Source organism: Methanococcoides sp. AM1, assembly GCF_900774055.1.
Taxonomy (GTDB): Archaea; Halobacteriota; Methanosarcinia; order Methanosarcinales; family Methanosarcinaceae; genus Methanococcoides.
Genome location: NZ_CAAGSW010000003.1, coordinates 162,111 through 182,266, shown reverse-complemented (window position 1 = coordinate 182,266; position 20,156 = coordinate 162,111). Strand labels below are relative to the sequence as shown.

18 protein-coding genes, 1 tRNA gene and 1 pseudogene are annotated in these 20,156 nt (G+C 43.4%); 10 read left to right on the top strand and 10 right to left on the bottom strand.

The annotated features are described in order from the left end of the window. Positions 1–285 precede the first annotated feature (285 nt). The 4 genes and pseudogenes from E7X57_RS05945 to E7X57_RS05930 all read left to right on the top strand — a co-directional run bounded on the left by E7X57_RS05945 (position 286) and on the right by E7X57_RS05930 (position 3,785). On the top strand, positions 286–798 hold the full coding sequence (locus E7X57_RS05945) for an NTPase (protein WP_135611611.1): 513 nt from the start codon (positions 286–288) through the stop codon (positions 796–798). 66 nt (positions 799–864) lie between these two features. Continuing rightward, positions 865–2,046: pseudogene (locus tag E7X57_RS12730) on the top strand (AMP-binding protein); the annotation flags it as partial. Continuing rightward, a complete protein-coding gene (locus E7X57_RS12725) occupies positions 2,038–2,538 on the top strand; it encodes a hypothetical protein (protein WP_371413174.1) in 501 nt (166 codons plus the stop codon). The pseudogene E7X57_RS12730 and the gene E7X57_RS12725, both read left to right, overlap by 9 nt. Before the next feature lie 62 nt (positions 2,539–2,600). After that, a complete protein-coding gene (locus tag E7X57_RS05930; RefSeq protein WP_244603613.1) occupies positions 2,601–3,785 on the top strand; it encodes a Glu/Leu/Phe/Val dehydrogenase in 1,185 nt (394 codons plus the stop codon). 77 nt (positions 3,786–3,862) lie between these two features. Here the strand turns inward: E7X57_RS05930 and E7X57_RS05925 are convergent, their stop codons facing one another. From E7X57_RS05925 to E7X57_RS05915, 3 genes are read right to left on the bottom strand one after another with little or no spacing between them, the layout of a single operon-like run. Next, positions 3,863–4,798 (bottom strand): thiamine pyrophosphate-dependent enzyme, encoded by a 936-nt coding sequence (locus tag E7X57_RS05925; protein WP_135611605.1) that lies wholly within the window; start codon positions 4,796–4,798, stop codon positions 3,863–3,865. A gap of 4 nt (positions 4,799–4,802) precedes the next feature. After that, positions 4,803–6,023 carry a pyruvate synthase gene (locus E7X57_RS05920; RefSeq protein ID WP_135611603.1) on the bottom strand — a complete coding sequence of 407 codons (1,221 nt, stop codon included), beginning with the start codon at positions 6,021–6,023 and terminating at the stop codon, positions 4,803–4,805. Then, entirely contained in the window at positions 6,023–6,934 is a 912-nt protein-coding gene (locus E7X57_RS05915; RefSeq protein WP_135611601.1) for a 2-oxoacid:acceptor oxidoreductase family protein, read from the bottom strand. The genes E7X57_RS05920 and E7X57_RS05915 overlap by 1 nt, the downstream gene beginning before the upstream one ends. A gap of 350 nt (positions 6,935–7,284) precedes the next feature. Here E7X57_RS05915 and E7X57_RS05910 point away from each other — a divergent pair, with 350 nt between their 5' ends. Then, positions 7,285–7,560, top strand: a complete 276-nt coding sequence (locus tag E7X57_RS05910) for a zinc ribbon domain-containing protein (protein ID WP_135611599.1) — start codon at positions 7,285–7,287, stop codon at positions 7,558–7,560. A gap of 112 nt (positions 7,561–7,672) precedes the next feature. After that, the gene (locus tag E7X57_RS12925; protein WP_371413167.1) at positions 7,673–8,050 is read left to right on the top strand and encodes a DUF6713 family protein; all 378 of its coding nucleotides are present in this window, start codon (positions 7,673–7,675) and stop codon (positions 8,048–8,050) included. Positions 8,051–8,135: 85 nt separating this feature from the next. Here E7X57_RS12925 and E7X57_RS12660 read toward each other — a convergent pair whose 3' ends face one another. Further along, positions 8,136–8,309: a hypothetical protein gene (locus tag E7X57_RS12660; RefSeq protein ID WP_210409038.1), complete on the bottom strand. Its 174-nt coding sequence runs from the start codon at positions 8,307–8,309 to the stop codon at positions 8,136–8,138. 100 nt (positions 8,310–8,409) lie between these two features. Continuing rightward, a complete protein-coding gene (locus E7X57_RS05900) occupies positions 8,410–9,063 on the bottom strand; it encodes a hypothetical protein (protein ID WP_135611597.1) in 654 nt (217 codons plus the stop codon). A gap of 1,050 nt (positions 9,064–10,113) precedes the next feature. Here E7X57_RS05900 and E7X57_RS05895 point away from each other — a divergent pair. Continuing rightward, positions 10,114–12,477 (top strand): PAS domain-containing sensor histidine kinase, encoded by a 2,364-nt coding sequence (locus E7X57_RS05895; protein WP_167880908.1) that lies wholly within the window; start codon positions 10,114–10,116, stop codon positions 12,475–12,477. 266 nt (positions 12,478–12,743) lie between these two features. On the opposite strand, the gene ablB is transcribed toward E7X57_RS05895, so the two are convergent. The 3 genes from ablB to E7X57_RS05880 form a co-directional block, all read right to left on the bottom strand. Further along, a complete protein-coding gene (gene ablB / locus E7X57_RS05890; RefSeq protein ID WP_135611593.1) occupies positions 12,744–13,580 on the bottom strand; it encodes a putative beta-lysine N-acetyltransferase in 837 nt (278 codons plus the stop codon). After that, positions 13,580–14,887, bottom strand: coding sequence for a lysine 2,3-aminomutase (ablA, locus tag E7X57_RS05885; protein ID WP_135611591.1), 1,308 nt, complete (start codon positions 14,885–14,887; stop codon positions 13,580–13,582). The genes ablB and ablA overlap by 1 nt, the downstream gene beginning before the upstream one ends. A gap of 322 nt (positions 14,888–15,209) precedes the next feature. Then, positions 15,210–15,294, bottom strand: a tRNA-Leu gene (locus tag E7X57_RS05880). Positions 15,295–15,374: 80 nt separating this feature from the next. Between E7X57_RS05880 and E7X57_RS05875 the strand changes: the two genes are divergently transcribed. After that, positions 15,375–16,121, top strand: coding sequence for an MBL fold metallo-hydrolase (locus E7X57_RS05875; protein ID WP_135611589.1), 747 nt, complete (start codon positions 15,375–15,377; stop codon positions 16,119–16,121). Between the two features lie 54 nt (positions 16,122–16,175). On the opposite strand, the gene E7X57_RS05870 is transcribed toward E7X57_RS05875, so the two are convergent. Both E7X57_RS05870 and E7X57_RS05865 read right to left on the bottom strand, forming a co-directional pair. Further along, a complete protein-coding gene (locus tag E7X57_RS05870; protein WP_135611587.1) occupies positions 16,176–16,808 on the bottom strand; it encodes a metallophosphoesterase in 633 nt (210 codons plus the stop codon). Between the two features lie 23 nt (positions 16,809–16,831). Then, positions 16,832–17,611: a TIGR00266 family protein gene (locus E7X57_RS05865; protein WP_135611585.1), complete on the bottom strand. Its 780-nt coding sequence runs from the start codon at positions 17,609–17,611 to the stop codon at positions 16,832–16,834. Between the two features lie 415 nt (positions 17,612–18,026). Between E7X57_RS05865 and E7X57_RS05860 the strand changes: the two genes are divergently transcribed. Then, entirely contained in the window at positions 18,027–19,319 is a 1,293-nt protein-coding gene (locus E7X57_RS05860) for a hypothetical protein (protein WP_135611583.1), read from the top strand. Between the two features lie 280 nt (positions 19,320–19,599). Then, positions 19,600–20,100, top strand: a complete 501-nt coding sequence (locus E7X57_RS05855) for an META domain-containing protein (RefSeq protein WP_135611581.1) — start codon at positions 19,600–19,602, stop codon at positions 20,098–20,100. The last annotated feature ends 56 nt before the right edge of the window (positions 20,101–20,156 follow it).

Below are 20,156 nucleotides of genomic sequence, written 5' to 3'. Positions count from 1 at the left end.
CTGAAATCTAAAATTATTTTAATGCTTTGATGAAACATTTCAAAAGTTGATTATGCAAATGATTTGTAGACCCAATTGCCCAATTATGCAACACAGGTAACATCTTAAGTATAAGTTTGGTGGAGAGGTTGGGATTCTTGAGAGAAAACAGAAATGAATCCCACAAGAAGATATGCCAGAATCTGCGCGATAAAGCAGATAAATACACCTAAAATTAATGACTAATCAAAAACCAATTCAACTTAAATACCACCCGATCCATCTTTATATAGGGGAGAAAACCGGATGCTTCGAATAGCGGTAACAGGAAAACCCGGTGTGGGAAAATCAACGGTATTGGCAAGGGTTGTGGAGAAACTTGATCTAAAAGCCTGTGGTATCCGGGCCGCAGAGATGCGTGTGGACGGCAAACGCCAGGGATTTTCGATAGAGGATATAGATACAGGCAGGAAAGGTATCCTAAGCCATGTCAAATGCAACGGTCCGAAGCTGGGAAAATATCATGTGAACCTTGAAGACCTTGACGGCATAGGTGCAGAGGCGATCAGGGATGCCCTTGGTTGTGATCTTGTGATCATAGATGAGGTCGGGCCCATGGAGCTCAAGTCAGAGAACTTCATCCGGGCCGTTGAGGAGGCGCTTGATTCGGACAGGTCAATACTTACTGTGCTTCATAGATCGAGCAAGCATCCACTGGCACAGAGGATAAGGGAGGACTTCGAGGTCCTGACAGTTGATGAAGTTAATCGGGAAGATCTGCCTGATAGGATTGCCACGAGATTCCGGCAAGACAGATAAGAAGAAGAAAAGAAAGATAGGAATTCATATTTTGGATGAGCATACCCACCAAAAGGGGAGAATTAAATGGGGAAGGAAAAGGCAGCATTCGACTATGAAAAAGAGAGAAGGAAATTCAATTGGGATGTTCCTGAAGATTACAATTTTGTTAATACCATAAAGGAATGGGCAACGGATAGAACAAAGTTGATGGCAGTTACCGAGCATCCGGACGGAAAGATCGAGAAAGCAGCGTACTGGGAAGTCTGGGACAATACAATGAGATTTGGAAATGTCCTTCAGGGTTCGGGTGTCCATAAAGGTGACCGGGTGCTGGTAATACTTCCCAGGGGAACGGATGTTTATGTTGCGAGTATCGGGATATGGGCCATAGGTGGCGTTGTCGTTCCCGGTACGATCATGCTCAAAAGCAGGGATATAGACTACAGGATACTGGATGCCGGAGTAAAGGCTTTGGTAACAAATGATCCGGCAGTTGCTGATGAGGTAGATGCAATAAAGGATAGAATCCCGAAAATCAACCTTTTCTTTTCAGGTCAGAGGGAAGGATGGAGAAACTATGAATAGGAAATCTGTTCTGCATCGACAGACCTGAAGATCGAACCACTTAATGCAAGTGATCTTTTGGCCATCAATTACACCTCCGGGACCACAGGTGCACCAAAGGGTGTGTTGCATACCCATTCATTGATGTACTGCTTCGACAGGCTAAATCGATATTATTGGTGGAATACACGATCTGACGAGCTATGCTGGGCAACAACAGAACCAGGTTGGGCAAAATGGTATTGGGGACCGTTCGGTGCTGTTCTAAATGCAGGAGCTACCAACTTTCATTACTCGGGAAGATTTGAGCCTGAAAAATGGTTTGAACTGCTTGATAGATGGAAGATAAATAAGGCATGTCTTACTCCAACGGAACTCAGGGCCATGGCAACGATCGAAGATGCGGACCAGAGATACGACCTGACGGAACTGAAGGTAATCTTAACTGCAGGTGAGCCCTGCACACCGGGAATCGTTAATTTCTTCGATGAAAAGTTCGGGGTATCTGTGAGAGAGGGATACGGACAAACTGAAACCTGTGTCATTGCCTGCACCCTGCCCGGAATGGAAATAAAGCCCGGATCCATGGGCAGGTTCACACCCGGTGTCGAAGGGGCAATTGTCGATCCCGATACAGGTGAAAAATTACCCTCAGGCGAAAAGGGAACAATTGCTGTATTGAAGGACCATCCGATGCTTTTCAAAGGATATCACAACAAGCCTGAAAAAACAGCAGAATGCTTCGTTGGAAACTGGTATCTGACCGGTGACCTTGCAATGCTGGATGAGGACGGATACATATGGTTCGAATCAAGGACTGATGATATATGTATAAGCTCGGGTTACAGGATCGGTCCATTTGAGGTTGAAAGTGCGGTAAATTCTCATGAAGCCGTCCTTGAATCGGCGATGATCCCGAGTCCGGACCCAATAAGAGGAGAGGTTGTTAAGGTCTTTGTTGTCCTGAGGAAGGGATTCGAGCCATCTGAAGAACTTATTAAGGATATCCAGAAGCACGTCAAAAAGGTGACTGCTCCCTACAAATATCCAAGGGATATCGAATTTTTAAGGGAACTACCAAAGACCATCAGTGGAAAGATCAAGCGCAAAGAACTCAGGGTCACCGAGTTCGAGACAAAAATGGATGTGATCAAAAAGCTAAAGGAAAAGGGGCTGTGGCAAAGAGCTGATTGAAATAAAGATCAAAAAGGCGGTCTATCGGCAAATATTATTATTCAGGAGAGAGAAAATACAATATGATGTCCTGCGATCTTGTGGATCAGGAGACTTTTAAGGGAGGGGTTGATACGGAAGATATCTTTCGATTTGCGGATGAGCTTGGACCGAGCAAGATCATCCATATATATGAACCGTCTGTTGGATTGAAAGCTGTGCTGGTAGTAGATAATGTGGCGGCCGGACCTTCAATTGGAGGAGTACGTATGGCGCCGGATGTTAGCACAGAGGAATGTTTCCGTCTGGCAAGGGCCATGACGTTGAAGAATGCAGCTGCAGGTCTTCCCTATGGAGGGGGAAAGGCTGTTGTCTATGGTGACCCGAAGATGGCGCCGGAAAAAAAGGTCGAACTTATGAGAGCCCTGGCTTCCTCGCTAAGGGAAATTAAGGAGTACATCTTTGCTCCTGACATGGGTACGGATGAGGACTGCATGGCCTCTGTGAAAGATGAGAACGGCAGAGCGGTGGGACTTCCCAGAGTTATCGGCGGGATCCCCTTAGACGAGATCGGGGCTACCGGATGGGGTCTAAGGCATTCCACAGAAGTCGCCCTTGAGTTCTGTGACTTCCAGCTTGAAGGAGCTCGAATTGTAGTTCAGGGATTTGGTGCAGTGGGTAAGAATGCAGCCCGCTTCCTTACAGAAAAGGGCGCCTTAGTGGTGGCTGTGGCAGATTCCCTTGGTACCATCTATAACCCTGCAGGGCTTGATGTTGATGTATTGATAGCTTTGAAAGAAGCCGGAGGAAGTGTGATGGATTATCCTGGTGGGAAGAAGCTTGAGCGTGATGCAGTTATAGACATTGATTGTGACATCTGGATCCCGGCAGCTCGTCAGGATGTTCTGAATGAGAACAATGTCCACCGTCTGAGAACAAAGCTTGTCGTCGAGGGTGCCAACATCCCCATCACTCCTGGTGCGGAAAAATATCTTCATGAAAAAGGAGTGATCTGCGTTCCGGACTTCATTGCCAATGCAGGCGGGGTGATCTGCGCTGCTACGGAGTATGAGGGAGCCAGTGAATGTGCAGCACTTCAGGCCATAGAAGAGAAGGTGCGTGCCAATACCAGACTGGTGTTGAAAGAATCGGCAAGCAAAGGTGTACTTCCCAGGGAAGCTGCTGTTGATCTTGCCCTGCAGAGGGTTCGCAAAGCTATGGGTTATAGGCGATGGTCCCTGTTCTCGTCAGCCCCGGGATTCGTATAATGATTAAATGATATGACCGTTTTCCAATCATGGAAGAAGGTCATGTCCCGACAATGAACATGAATATTGATAGGGAATTAAGGAAGGAGTTTATGTTTCCTCCAATACTCATTCACCATATCCTGGATACATTTCAGGGTATCCTCCTGTCTTACCGGTTTGAAAAGATGGGAAAACCTTTCCTGCTCTTTCAGGTAGTCTTCCACAGGCTTGAATTTCTTTGGAACAAAAGTATGTTCCACCTTGCCATGAACAGACTCCTTTAATGGCCAGAGCCCTGTCTCGACTGACAGCTTTGCAAGCTTCACGGAGTTGGATGGATCAAATCCCCATCCTGGCGGACAGGGGATATGGGATATGAAGAGCTTTGGACCTTTAAACTGTTCGGCTTTTTTGAACTTGTTCATCAGGTCAACGGGATATGCCGGTGAAATGGTTGCAAGGTAGGGCGGTTTGTGACTGTTCCATATATCAAACAGATTCTTCTTTTGAAGCTGTGAACCAAACGGTTTCATCCTTCCAGGCGGGGTTGTTGCTGTTCTTGATGCAAAGGGTGTTGCACCTGAGTGCTGGAATCCGGTATTTCCATATGCCTCGTTATCATAACAGATATAATAGAAGTCCAGGTTGCGGTAAATAGCACCGGATGTGGACGAGAGGGCCATATCATATGCAGAACCGTCACCTGCCAGTACTACCACCTTCAGGTTCTCTTCAGGGTCCAGCTTCCCTTTTTTGATCAATATATCCAGGGCATCCCGTACACCTTGGGCTCCGGCAGGTGCACATGCCATTGCTGTATAAAGCCAGGAATTCTGAAATGGTGTGAAGGGATAGATGGGAAGGAGAGTGAAACATCCTGCAGCATTTACGATAACGATCTTTTCACCCAGTGCCTTCAGGCAATACCTTAGGGTCAGGAGACCACCACAGCCCGAACATGCAGGAGTCCCTGGTAGCATATTCTCTTCGGATGGTAGTTCCCTGATGGATCTGATGGTTGCTGTATCCATATCTTTATTCCTTCCCTGCGATCTCTTTCAATTTAGTCATCCCCTTCCATTCATTCTCTGTATACAGGAGATGAGGAGGGTCTACAATTTCCGTATCCACTGCACTGATCATTTTGTCAAAGATAAATTCGAATTCTTCCTGGCTGATGTTCTTCCCTCCAAGCCCTCCAATAAAAGATAGCAAAAGGGGTCTTTGTTTCTCATTGTACAGGCAACCGGCCATCTCTGAATAAATAATACCACCTTTGCCTATGCTGATGTTCTGATCGATAACCGCCACAGCCTTCTTTCCTTTCAAGGCAGTCTTTATATCGGAATCCGGAAATGGTCTTAAGAACCTGGGTCTCAATAACCCAGCCTTGATTCCATTTTCCCGTGCTCTTTTCACAGCAGCTTTTCCAAGGGTGGAAAAAGAGTTTGTCATTACAAGGATATATTCGGCATCTTCCAGCATATATTCGTCAATGGACCCGTATTTCCTGCCAAACTTCTTTTCGAACTCATCACATACTTCCTTGTAGACCTCAAGAGCATTCTGACTTGCAAGGTGCATCTGGTATTTGAAGTAGGAATAGAACTCACCGCCAAGTACCGCCACTCCTTGGGCCATGGGCTGACCTGCCTTGAAAAAGGCATGTACCGGCTGGTATTCCGGCAGGAAACTTCTGACTGTTTCAATATCCGGAATTTCTACGGTTTCTCTGGTAAATGAGAGGAAAAAACCGTCCATGTTCACCATGACCGGCAGGAGAACTCGCTCATCCTCAACCAGTTTGTATGCCATCAGGACCGAATCAAGTACCTCCTGGCAGGTCTCGCAATGTATCTGTAAGAATCCCGAATCCCGGACTGCCAGAATATCGTTATGGTCCGGCCCAAGAGTGATTGGTGAGGATAAACCCCTAGACACGTTGACCATCACCAGAGGGACTCTCCACCCTGCCACCGTATAGATCATCTCAAAACCATACAACAGGCCCTGGCTGGACGTGGTCGTGAAGGTTCTGGCACCTGTGGCTGAAGCAGCCCCGGCTGCCGTGATCATGGAATGTTCCGAGTCCATGGTAACAAAACTCGCATCCATAGAACCGTCAGAGACCCACTTTGCAATTGTCTCGATGATCTCCGTCTGGGGAGTTATAGGATAGGCCGGAATATAATCCACTTCTGCCAGTCGCACTCCCCAGGCAGCGGCGCCGTTACCGGTAAGCATCTCTTTTCCCATTATTGATCACTATCTCCGGATCGGGAATGCATCTCCCGTATTTTATTGATAGCTTTTGCCGGACATTCCTCAGCGCATATCATACATCCCTTACAGTTGTCGTAATCCGCGTATGGATATCCGTCTTCGTTCAACCGGATGCAACCCTCAGGACACCTGGCAACACAAGTCATGCACCTGGTGCAGAGGTCATAATTCCAGACAGGTCTAAATACCCGCCAGTTCCCCGTTCTTCGCAAGGGGGTATTGCCGGTGGCATTTATGGCAGGACTGGATACACGAGCAGTTTCGAAAGGTATAGTGATAACATTCTCCCTTTCCCTGATGGTCTCAGCAGTTTTTACTTGGACCGGCATCACGGCGTTATAACAATAAAGTGCAGCCTCTGTATTCTTCCCTAAAAGTTCCCTGTCCGACATGATACCGGATAGCTCTTTTTCCAGGGCACCCCTTAAAGCCTCCTCTCCAATACCAGCGATCCTTGAAGCAACAGCAGCTGCGAGGCTGCTGAGGACAGGCTTTCCAATCATATCAAGGCTGACCTTTGTGATATCGAGTGTGATAACATGATCTTCGATCCCGTACCCTTCTTTTGTTTCAAGAGGACTACGGGGTGTATTTACAAAAAAGACACCACCTTTTTTAAGTCCTGATAGCGGCATAACCTGAGGATCTGACAGTAGGGTTTCATCCATAACTATCACAATATCAGGCTCCGATACTAAGCCCCGCTCCATGATGTTTTCTCTGGATATGCGGGTGAAGGCAGTGATCGGTGCCCCCCTTCTCTCGGCACCATACAACGGGAAATCCTGAGCATTGTAACCATTCAGAAATGCAGCAGTCCCGAGCACTCTGCTGGCAACCTTTGCTCCCTGGCCACCCCTGCCGTGGAATCTCAATCTGAGCATTTAAACCCCCAATATCTTTAGGATTTTATGTGTATAAAAACCCTCTCATCGTTTGTCTGAGCTACATGGGTCGATGCTATCAGGGTATTTTATGATGACTGAGAGGGATGATTCTGGATATGCCTTATGTTGAATGGAAGAAGATGGGATTTTCAAAGGCGACTTTACATTAAATGAAGGAGAATGCTAAAATTTATGAATCGTTTATCTTTAACAATCATGTATGAGAGCGGTTGGAGAAATGGGGAGAGTCTTATTAATACAGAGTATATTATTTTTCTACAGTCGAATTGATATAGACTGTTTTACAATTATTAAATGGGTACTTAACTAGTGGAGTAGGGTAAAACATGGATATGAAAGAACCGGAATGTATGGTCTTTTGCCAGAGTTGCGGAATGCCTTTGGAGAAAGATGAAGATTTTGGAACTAATGCCGATGGCTCAAAAAGTGATGAATATTGCAATTATTGCTACCAGAATGGCAAGTTCACACAACCTGACATTACTTTGGAAGAAATGATCGAACAATGTTCTAAAGCAATTGATGCATATGGAATTATGTCTCTGGAAGAGGGAAAAGAACTGAGTCAACAGAATCTTCCAAAATTAAAGAGATGGAAGTAATTCTTAATTATATATTATTTGTGTCATATTGCATGAAGCAGAATTCCTGGAAAATGAACAAAAATATGGATGAAATAATTTATAAAAGTCCAAAAAAAGATGGTAGAATAATATGTCAGAAATTTTATTCTGGATATATCTGGTCAATTCAGTCCTGTTGATAAATCATGAGATCGACTCTGCTTATTGGAAAGAGTGGGAACTTTTCAAATTGCCGGGTGGTATCACGGGATTCATTATTATACACATTCCATTGATATTCTTTGTTCTATATGGACTAATATTAGTCTTTCAGCAATCCTTCACAGGATTGTTATTCTCATTGGTCCTGAGTCTTGGCGGAATTTTTGCTTTTACAGCCCATATGTATTTTATCAGGAAAGGCAGGGATGAGTTCAAAATACCAATCTCATTGTTCATTCTTGTAGCAACCTTGATCCTATCCCTGATCCAGGCAGTGCTCACTATCAATCTACTGATAAACTGGTAAAATAGAAATAGTCTTTTTTGAGGTTATAAATTTTGTATGAATCAGGAGCCCTACAGAGCTGAAATATCTGTAAATCGATAAAAAGTTAAATGAACTCGATCTGAGTTCCGATCACTTTGATAATATCACTTTCATCCATATGGAATATTGCCCAAATATGTCCATCAATACCTTCAAAGCTGCGTCCGTACATCCACCCATAGTCCTGTGGTTCTATTTCTTCCAAACCACCAGCTTCTCTGGCTTTGTTTTTCGACATACCTGTAAGCCTCGATTATTTGTCCCAACGGATAGCGTCTATCAATGACTGCCTTTAATTTTTTTCTCTTCAATAAGCTCCTCTAAAAAATCAACACACATTATTTTCTGAACAGCCGCGGATTTCGTTCGATGAACTTCTTTTCAGCATTCTCGAACAGATGGACATGGATCTCTTTTTTCAAATACAAGTATCCCAGTGTAGATATCAACAATGCACTCAGCGTTTCAACGATCAGATCCCACATAGTATCCACCAGACCTGATGTTTGCATATTGATCCCGAACAGCGCATCCATTGCATATTCAAATATCTCCCAGATCGCACCAAATGCCACTGCAATGCTAAATGAAAACAGTGCTACGAAAAAAGGGCTTAGGTTCACCTTATGTTCAGAATTCAGGACATATACCAGAATAAACCCAAGGGATGCAATGATAGTTCCTAATAATGTGTGCAGGAAGACATCCCACCACCAAAATATTTCGAAATACTCCCGGTATTCGCCCAAAAAGAGAGATGTATAAATATAGAACATGATCAGTACTTCGAACTCATTGGGAAACTCGAACCTGTACTTTTTCTCGACCATACTTGGCAGGAAGGTCACGAGCAAAACATAGATGAAGAACCCCAGATGCATCCAGTTCCCTGTCAACATTGCTACTATGCATCCTACCACCAGCATCAATCTGAATATTGAAGATACCCAGAATGCAAATTTGTCAACCCTGTCCATTTCAACTATTTTCATAGCATCCCTTTCTGATCCCCTCATCCATCTTGTTCCGGATCCTATTTCTCAACATAGATATTCATATTATATATGGTTATATTCTGAACCTGCTGTTGGTGTACCCTATGAGTTTGCTCCCAGGTATTTCGATAGTGGATGCTGATGAACATATATCGAATTCCTCTCCTCATCACCAGTGACGATACATATATCGAGAATATTCTACTATACCGGGAATCTTCTTTTCATAACTCACGCCAGATCTGTACTGCAGGAATTCCGTGGGCATATGTACGATGGCATCACAACCTACGAGCCATGTCATGTCCTTATAGGCAGCATTTGTAGTTTGTAGAAGCTTTAAGGCTCGCAAAAGATCTATCCTAACAAAAACTGGAAAATCATTTTTTATTTATTTTGACTGTATATATCAAAATTAATATATATAATGCGAGTGTATATTTGTATGGGCTTGGGTTCAATTACATAAGATCATCTCATCCGGATCAGATATGACCGGAGGCTTCGATTGTAATTGACTAAATAAAATTAAGGGGAGTGTTAAAGAAATGTTGTTTATGAACACAGGAAGCGGACGTGATCGAGACAAAAGCAGAAGATGCAATGAGGTGAATTAACATGCGCACATACCCTCCACGAAAGGCCAACTTTGCGGCGAGATGTGAAGCATGTGAATCTCACAAAAATACTGTGCTCGTCAAGTTCTATGAACCTAAAAACGAGCATCTCTTGTATTTGTGCATAGGATGTTATGAAGAACTCCAAAGGGATGTTATAGATAGGCCCAATTGAAATTAGAGGGGTATACATACAACATTTGTATTTGTGGATTTTTAACAATCTTTTTTTAACAGTACAATAAGTACTTTTTTAATTACTATTTTTAATGTCGTTCAAATCCGGGTTGATTTGAAATTTTTAGAGCATAAAGAAATATATTTAATAGTATAACATTATACTAATAGTATAATATGACACTACAAATAGTATATAACCTCAAATTTAAAATATTTAACGGGGGACTTAAATATGAGGGGATGGACACATATGGTTAAAAGTGAAGAAATTCTGTATGGAGAGGGTTTCGAAGAATATAATAGAAGTCCAACCGACCCTATTGTAAGTCCTGACATTTTAAATTCTGTTTTTGATGATATTCCCCTAATTATGATCCTTGTCAATCAGGGAGGGAAAGTTGAAAACATCAATCGAACTGCTACTATTGCATTAGGGAAAGAAAAAAAGGATGCTTTGGGTCTTCTTCGTGGTGAGCTGTTTGGATGTGTGAATTCGATCAAAGGAGAAGGTTGTGGGAAAAACAGAGAATGCTCAGAATGTACTATAAGAAACTCTGTTATGCACACTTTTGAAACCGGTGAAAGTATTTACAAGAAAGAAAGTGAACTGGAGATCGTAAACAATGATCAGTCTGTAACATTCGATTTTTTAATTTCAACAACATTGCTGCAACATAATAATGAGCCAATTGTACTGCTCACAGCTGATAACATTACAGAACAAAAGCTGTTTGAAAAAATAATAAAAGAAAGTGAAATGAAGTATAAAGAGTTGGCCGATTCCTTGCCTCAGACAATTTTTGAGACCGATCTGCAAGGAAATCTCATGTTTGTCAACAATCGTGCATTTGGAATGTTTGGCTATGCACAGGAAGACTTCGACAAAGGTTTCAATCTTTTCCGGGCACTAATTCCTGAGGATCTGGACAGGGCTAGATTGAATTTTGAGGAAGCAATACGTAGAGAGAATCGAACTCCCAGCGAATACACAGCTCTGAGAAAAGATGGCAGTGCATTTCCTATCGCCATATATGCGAGCAGAATTGTTCACGATGGCAAACCAATGGGCATCAGAGGAATCCTCATCGACATAACCGAGCGCAAGATCGCGGAGAAGGCACTGAGACACAGTGAGGAGAAATACTCAAATCTTGTGGAAAACGGGAACGATGGGATCGTTATTATTCAAGATTTTGTACTTAAATATGCAAACAAAAAGATGGTGGATCTATGTGGATATTCTATTGAGGAAGTGATCGGGAAACCTTTCATTGATTTTGTTTCGCCTGAATATGTAGATCTTGTAAAGCAGAGATATACAAAGAGATTAAGTGGGGTAAATATTTCAAATAATTATGAGATCGAAGTTATCTCAAAGAATGGAAAAAAGATCCCTGTAGACATAAACGCATCCACTATAGAGTACGAAGGCAGACCAGCAGATGTGGCAATTGTCAGGGATGTTACCGAGCGGAAGCAGATCGAGAATGCTTTGCAAAGATCAAACGAAAAATATCATCGTTTTGCTGAAACTATAAATGATCTGATCTTCCGTGCAGATCCTGAAACACTTGTGGCAACATACGTAAACCCAGCTGTCGAAAGGATCTATGGTTATACTGTGGAAGAGTGGCTTAGTGATCCTAAATTGTGGGCGCAGACAATCTATCCTGACGACAGAGACAGAGTTCTTGCAAAAGCTACAGAATTGCAAAAAACATTAGGAGATGCTGTTTTAGAATATCGCATCATAAAAAAAGACAAAACAATACGGTGGGTAAAAGTAGACCTCGCCTGGGAGAAAGATCAACAAGGTAAACCAATTTCGATGATCGGTGTAATGTATGATATTACTGAAAGTAAGGATGCACAGGAAGCAATGCTCAATGCAAAAATTGCTGCTGAAGATGCTAACCGGACTAAATCGGAATTTATAATGAACATGAGCCACGAAATCAGAACCCCCTTAAATGTGGTAATAGGTTTCTCACATGTATTGCTTGAAAATTCAGGAAACCTGGATGAAAAACAGATGCACTATATGAAACATATATTGATAAACAGTAAACATCTGCTAGAAATGTTTAACGAGGTCATTGACATTTCAAAAATAGAACATGGGGAAATTGACTTCCATCCGACTATAGTCTCAATACTGGATATCATCAGTGAAATTGAAACATTGGTAAATCCCCTTGCTTTAGAAAGAGATATAACTGTAACCCCTAACATCGATCATGAAAAGATAATTCTAAAAGCTGATAAAACTAAATTAAAGCAGATACTCTATAACCTTGTACATAATGCCATTAAATTCACGCCCAATGGCGGAAATGTTATAATTGAAACAAATAAGTGTGGGGAATTAATGCACTTTTTTGTAAAAGATACCGGTGTCGGTATTTCACCAGCAGATCATAACAAATTGTTTGAACAATTTTCCCAGGTTGATTCATCCACTACCCGGAAATATGGAGGTATTGGTATGGGGCTAAATATTGTGAAGAGGTTTGTGGAAATGCATGGTGGCGAGGTCTGGGTCGAAAGTGAATTTGGAAAGGGAAGTACATTTGGATTTAGTATACCAACTGATCCTGAAAACGCATCCATTTAACCAATATTAACCCGAATGCGCTGCTTTAGCAGACAGCATTTGTATTTTGTATGTCCCGTGAGGGTATCTACTTATCATTTTGAATTCATCGATTTCTCAACTTATGCTGCAACTGTTGCATTTATATCTTTGATTGTCAGGAATGGCAATGCTCCATTATATAGAAAGATAAGCAGCGCTCATGTGAGGGAGAGGTTGGAAACTTGGGGAGAGTGAAATAAGGCATGTATCAACGCGACAAAAAGAGATGATTGATAACATAAATATCAATCAGTTTGAAAGTTTCGATACCAAATATTCATGCTTTCAATGTTGCCAGATATATTAGTATTATTTACAAGTCTGCCACAATATTCATACCCGCATTTTGCAAAAACAATATTCATTCCATAAGAGCTGGCTCTTGCAATGGTATATGCAGTTTTGATCCCCTTTGCTTTTATGTCTTTTTCCATTTTTCGAAGCAACTCTGACGATAAACCTTTTCCACGGAATTCAGGCAGTGTTGCAAAATCTGTCATTTCCACACCCGAGTAATCATAGTCTATTTCAGCAGAAGAAAGTGCAACAACTTTTCCTTCTTTGAAAACACCGAAATATACCACATTATCTTCCATTGTCTTTAACAGATAATCAGGATCATGTATGGGGAAAGGATAGGTATCGAATGTCTTTTGGTAAACGTCAGCCATCTGTCCAATATCCTGCTTCTCACATTTCCTTATGGAATATTCAGATGGAAGAATGGAATGCATTCCTTTTTCTTTTGACAGGGCTGTCTTTATGACATCCTCATGCATTTCATTCAGGCAATTAATGCTTCTCTTGTCATCAAGGAATTTGCTCATGATAACTGCATCTTCTTTCCCATAATAATATCGTGGGATCGATGCTTCACAAAGATAGCACCGATCACAAAGAAGTTCTTTGAAAGATCCAGGAACCTTTGTGAAGATCTTGGAATAACTTTCCTTTTCTGCAAGAGCATCAATTTCATCCAGAAGTGAAGGCATATCTGCCGGATCCAGTTTCATAAGATAGATCCGGTCGTTATAACTTCCGTGCTGGATAACAGAATTACCTATTTTCTCAATGGAATCCATTAAGCCCTTCTCTCCATCCTCGCATTATCTTCAGGAACAAGACTGGTGGTATCATCATGATCCGAGAGAAGTTTGGCAATACCAATTCCCTTGTACTCTGTAGCATCGTCAAGTTTAAGCTGAAGGTCACACTTTTCGCAGTTCCGATCACAATATATTTGTTTGTATGATTCCGGTTCCTTGTAGGTGGTAATAACACCTTCATAATTACGGAGGATCACACGATTAGTTGACCATGAGATAATATAGTTGGGCATGACCGGTATTTTTCCTCCCCCATGAGGAGCATCAATGACATAGGTAGGAACTGCAAAGCCACTCGTATGACCGATCAGGTTTTCCATGATCTCTATTCCCTTGCCTATAGGAGTCCGGAAATGTGAAAGTCCTTCTGAAAGATCACATTGGTACAGGTAATACGGACGAACACGGTTCTGGACCAGTTTATGGACCAGTTTCTTTATGATCCTCTGGCAGTCATTCACACCTGCAAGCAGTACCGTCTGGTTTCCAAGAGGGATACCACCATCTGCAAGCTTTTGAAGCGCTTGCCGGGATGAGAATGTCACTTCCCTGGGATGATTGAAATGTGTGTTTAACCAGACCGGATGATGCTTTTTCAAAACCTCAACAAGTTCATCTGTTATACGATATGGAAGTACGACAGGCATTCTGCTTCCGATACGGATCACTTCTACATGAGGAATGCTCCTTATTTCAGAAAGGATCCAATCAAGGTAATCATCAGATAGCATCAAAGGATCGCCACCCGAAAGCAACACGTCCCTTATTTGTGGTGTGTTCCTTATGTATTCAATACCTTTGAGGACCTTCTCTTTTCCAGGTATGCAATCAATGTCCCCAACTTTTCTTTTACGTGTGCAATGGCGGCAATACATAGAACAAACATTGCTTATGTGGAAAAGGACCCTGTCAGGATACCTGTGAGTTATGCCCTCAACAGGGCTATCTGTATCTTCCGAAAGAGGATCTTCAAGTTCCTCATCTGATACAGTTAATTCTTCGGGTGAAGGAAACGCCTGGAGAAAAATAGGATCGTTCCTGAAATCATCAGAATCTATCAGCGATAGGTAGTAAGGTGTGATAGACAATGGGAATTTTTCCAGCGTTTCTTCGAGCTTCTCTTTTTCAGATGGCTCAAAACTTATTCCGAGTAATTTCTCGAAAGTATCAATATCATGAATTGAATGTTTTAACTGCCAATTCCAATCTTTCCACTTATCCAGAAAGTCTTCAGAATCGATCATTGTTGCTATTTCTTTTTGTTGCTTACTGTATTTTTCCATCAAAATACCACTGCTAAGGTTTCGGCTTCAAAAAACGGCATCTGTAATTTGACATCCAAAATTGGCATAAAAAAGCATATTGGACCCTAAATAACAGATACTTTTAGTCACTTTTCGTTGACTGACGCCTATAAAATAAAATACACCTACACTATATGGTTGTACAGGGCATAACTTAAAGTTAGTATCTGATATACTTTCCCCTCCATATATGAGAACTCGAAATCAGATTAGGCATAAACTAGTGGTGAAATATCTAAAACATCAATCAATTTATTGTAAGAGTTCGGTTTTTCACGTTACCTATATCCCAAAAGAAAAGTGCGGGGGGAGGGATTCGAACCCTCGAAATCCTTCGATACCAGATCTTAAGTCTGGCGCCTTTGACCTAGCTGGGCGACCCCCGCATAGAAATAGAACGGTCGCCTTGTGCCGTTGAACATCCCATAATTAAAGTTAAGTTACTTAAGCCTTATTCTAATAAAACATGAAGATAACATTTCTTGGAACCGGTGTGGCGATACCACAGAAAGACAGGGTTCAATCAGGACTCCTGATGGAAATTGGTGAGGAGAAGGTCCTGTTCGACTGCGGAGGAGGGGTGCTGAACCGGATATTCGAGAGCGGGAACGAGCATACGGACATCGATACCATTGTGCTTTCACATCTGCACCTGGACCATGTGGCTGATGTGATGTGTCTGCTCAAGGCGAACTGGCTTTGTGATAAGTTCGATTCTACCATCTATGGTCCGGCAGGGACACGGGAGTGGCTTGACAGGCTCATGGATATCTATCCTTACATGAAGGAGAAGGTCAGCATCGATGTCGTTGAAGTGGTGCCGGGTGAGAAGTTCAGGCTCTTCGATATGTGTGATGTGAAATGCGCCGCCGGGATACACAGTGTACCTTCGTTGGCCTATCAGATACGTTATGATGGCAGGACCGTGGTCTATTCCGGGGATACAGAGCCTTGTGACGACATCATGGAGCTGGCTCAGGGTTGCGATATGCTTATCCACGAGTGCTCATTCCCGCTGGACTTTGAGATGACGAATCACACCACGCCTGACATGATGCGACCCTATCTTAAAGATACAGGTATCAAAGCAGTATATCTTACACACCTTTATCCCCACATGCAGGGTCATGAAGAAGAAGCTCTTGAATACCTGAAAGAAGAGTTCGAGGGAGAGGTCCACATACCCTCAGACCTCATGGTTGTTGAGATCTGATCGAGTCCGATAAGGATCCGATCGATCTATTGAAGCTGGTCGAACCTGTTAAGTTCAGTCCTCAAGGAAGACCACACTTACATTATCTTCATCCAGCTCGATCAAAGCAGCATATCCCTGTGCTGCCATGCCGGGATTTACAAGGAAAGTATCGCCGGATCTGGCAAATCCCCTTGCCTCATGGATATGCGCACAGATCACTAGCTTTGCACGGTTAAAGAACTTAGCCACGGCTGTGCTTCCCACATTCTCACCGGAGACATCATCCAGCAAACCTCTGGGAGGTGTATGGGAGACCAGCACAACAGGATCTTCAGCACCTGCGAAAAGCGGCTCAAGGGTTTTTTCGATCTCATCCTCCTCAAGCTCGAACGGAGTGTTGAACGGGGTCGGGCAGGAACCTCCCATTCCTATGAACGTAAAGCCATCTATCTTCTTCACAGCATTATGCAGGTTTACCGCATCCGATGAATCGATCACTTCCATGATATCCAGCGGGTCGCAGTTTCCCGGGACTGCAAGGACAGGGATATCGAACATCGTCAGCAATTTCTCAGCTTCACTGGCAGGACCGAACTGGGTCAGGTCTCCGCTGATCACCGCAAGATCGACCTCTCCTGCTTTCTCCAGCAGCCCATCGATATGGGAAGGATCTCCATGCACATCCGCAAGGGCAAGTATTCTCATTTTTCATACCTCAGGAAAGACCATTAGAACTTCCTGTCCCCACCGAGGATGCCACCGAGTGCAGTCTCGCCGATTCCCGATATGCCACCTCGCTCTCCCCTGTTGGATTCCCCTGGACCGATGGCCGCTGCGATCCTGTCAGCAAGACGTGAGAACGGCAGGCTCTGGAGATACACTTTACCCGGTCCCTTGACCGTTGCCAGTACCATACCCTCGCCTCCGAAAAGTGCGTTCTTGAAACCGCCCACGAACTGGATGTCGTAATCAATACTCTCAGAAAATGCCACCAGGCATCCTGTGTCGACCCTAAGGGTCTCTCCCGGTGCAAGTTCCTTTTTCACAATTGTACCGCCTGCGTGAACGAATGCAAGGCCATTACCGTGAAGCCTCTGGAGAATGAAACCTTCCCCGCCGAAAAGACCGGCTCCGATCCTCTTGGAAAAAGCGATCGTAATGTCGATACCATCAGCAGCACAAAGGAAAGAGTCCTTCTGACAGAGGAAGCTACCACCCTCCCCTGTGAGATCTATAGGCACGATCTTTCCCGGATACGGAGCACCGAAAGCAACACTGCCCTTTCCATTTCCGGTCTGGGTAAATGAAGTGATAAAGAAGCTCTCACCGGAGAATGCTCTTTTAAGGCCTTTCAGGAGCCCACCGCCTGTAGAAGTTTCCATCTTAATGCCATCCTCCATGAACATCATAGCTCCGGCCTCGGCCCTTACTGTTTCTCCTTTATCAAGGCCGATCTCCACAAGCTGCATCTCATTTCCATGAATCTTATAATCGATCTCATCTGCCATTATTAGTACTCCTCTACGGGACAGCATCCTCTATCCGGAAAGTCCCCTCTGCAGAGATATTGCATTTAAACGCACATAAACGTATTGTAAGTAAGACTTTATAGAAATCTTCTATAAATAGGTTATAATTTTAAAACTAATAGTAAATTTGTGTGGTTCTCTTAGACAAAATTTATAGATCCGCAAATGGTAAATATCTTGCAGAAATATCTTAAATGGGGCAGTATACTGGGAGTAAGGTATGACATTCGTTACTATGTATAACAATTCGGAAGCCGATTGATCTATTCTTTCCACACCAGACCATTTATTCTTGATCTGCAAGGAAGGATCTGGACTTTACTCTTTTTTCAGTCTCCAGATTTATACGGACATGTAGTAGAGTCAATAGCTATAGTATAACAGGGGGTTAACTATGACAGATCCAAAGAAATTTCCACCGGGATTTGAAGATGCACGAAACTTTACACTTATAGACACACTTCTGGGAAGGCGAAGCCGTCGGTTTTTTATGGGAGCCGAAATACCGGATGGTTACTTCGCCTATAGATCCAAGTACGAACCAAAGCCACTTACAGAGCTTGAGCAGATAATGCTGCTGACTGCGGTGGCAGGAAATACGGGATGGCATAATATGATAATGCGAGGTGAGGTGTATGTACCGGACCTATCGAACTACGCCGGCTCTGCAGGAGGAAGAACATTCCCGTCAGCTGCGGGGTTCCATACCAGTGAGATATTTTTTACTGACGACGATGGAGTTTATATATTTGAGACCAGGGATGCTCCTGCTTTAGATGAACCTGCCGAAGACGGTACTCTTGACCTTGAGTCACTTCTGGAAGCACACAAGACAAGGATTCGTAAAATTTCCGATGGCCGACTGGAACTCCCGCCAGAAATGCCATATATCGAAGCACACAACACCTGGGTTGCCAATCATCCCGGAACCACTCTGGTCATACCGGTCGGTGATCTTGCACAGCATGTAATTGCAGGCCTATGTTATTATACCCAGAACAATATCTGTTTTTATGATGACATCCACGGGACAAAGATCGAAGGATTAGAACAGTATAGTGACCTTGTGGACGTGGAGAATCCCCTTCCATTGAGTTACCTTGAACTCTGGTCCTTTGCCGAGCTTACCTCCGAACTCTCCACATCTTGCTACGCAGGCATGATGATGCTTCAGGCAATGGGACTGGGAGGATGGCTTTTCAACGGCATGGACCCATATTCCGTTCTCGGGGCAAGCGGCAATCCGGACGTGCCTGGCCTGGGATTCAGGTATGATACCAATGATCGCTGGTCCCTACCAAATCCTACAGGACTTGAAGGTGTTTTTGAGGGATACTGTCCTCCTCACTACAAGGACATGAAGAGCGCGGTCGAAGCATTCGTCCAACGTAAGTTCGGCCCGGGAGGACCGTTCCATTCTGGTACGCCGGGCCCATGGAAGGACAGTCCAAAGGTAAGATCAAGTGCCAAAGTTCATGATGAGCATTTCAAGGAATGCGTAACCCTGCAGGCGCAACACATCAACGACCAATTTGGTAAATTCCCTGGCACCGTTCCAAGCATATATGCCATGCCTTACTTGCAGGCCCATCATCTTGACCTGGAGTTCTATGACAAATTCTTCAAGCCCGGTTTCTATCTCAATACCCATGCCAAACATATGGAACGCTGGCATCCTGAAGATTGAACTCAAACATTGGGATTTCTATAGATCCTTATACCGGATCTGTAGAGATCCTTTACTCTAAATTCAATTAAGCCGTTATTGTGTGTTTAATTTGGTGAGGAATTCTAAGAGCCGTAAGTAAAACAAACTTTTTTGCATGGAGAAAGCCACTATTGCATCCCGGTGCATCAAAGATACATAAAATCAATATCAAAAGACTTCGAATTAAACTGTAGCTTAAACAATCCTTAAGTAGTAAACTGACATATTTGTATTTAGAGAACCAGGAGGTTATCAGATCATGAATACACAAAAATTATTATCCATTTTTATTATCTTTGCAGTACTTGCCGGCACCCTGATCGCAGTAGGTTGTACTGAAACTGATAATGAGAACGACGTTGTTGAGACCGAACAGGACGAAGAGAACATCATATCCACCGATGAGATCATTGGCATACAATGGCAATGGTCAGGATTGACCGAAACACTCCCTGCCAGCCAGTCTGTAGTTCCTGATCCGGAAAATTACACACTTGCATTCAAGTCGGATGGAACATACTCAATTAAAGCAGACTGCAACATTGGAAGTGGAGGCTACACACTGGAAGGAAATGAGCTTACACTGGCACCTGGTCCAATAACACTTGCATACTGTGGTCCCGATTCACTGGATACCCAGTACCTTTCCTTATTGAGCAATGTAACGACCGTCTCAATGGAAAATGATCAGCTTGTTCTTGGAGTCGGAGAGAATGGCGACAGAATGCTCTTTGTGAAAGGAGAAGTAGTCGAGCAGTGAAATACCTGCTTTACCATACTTTTTTTGAATTCGGGAAAGAAGAGGCTTCCGTACTC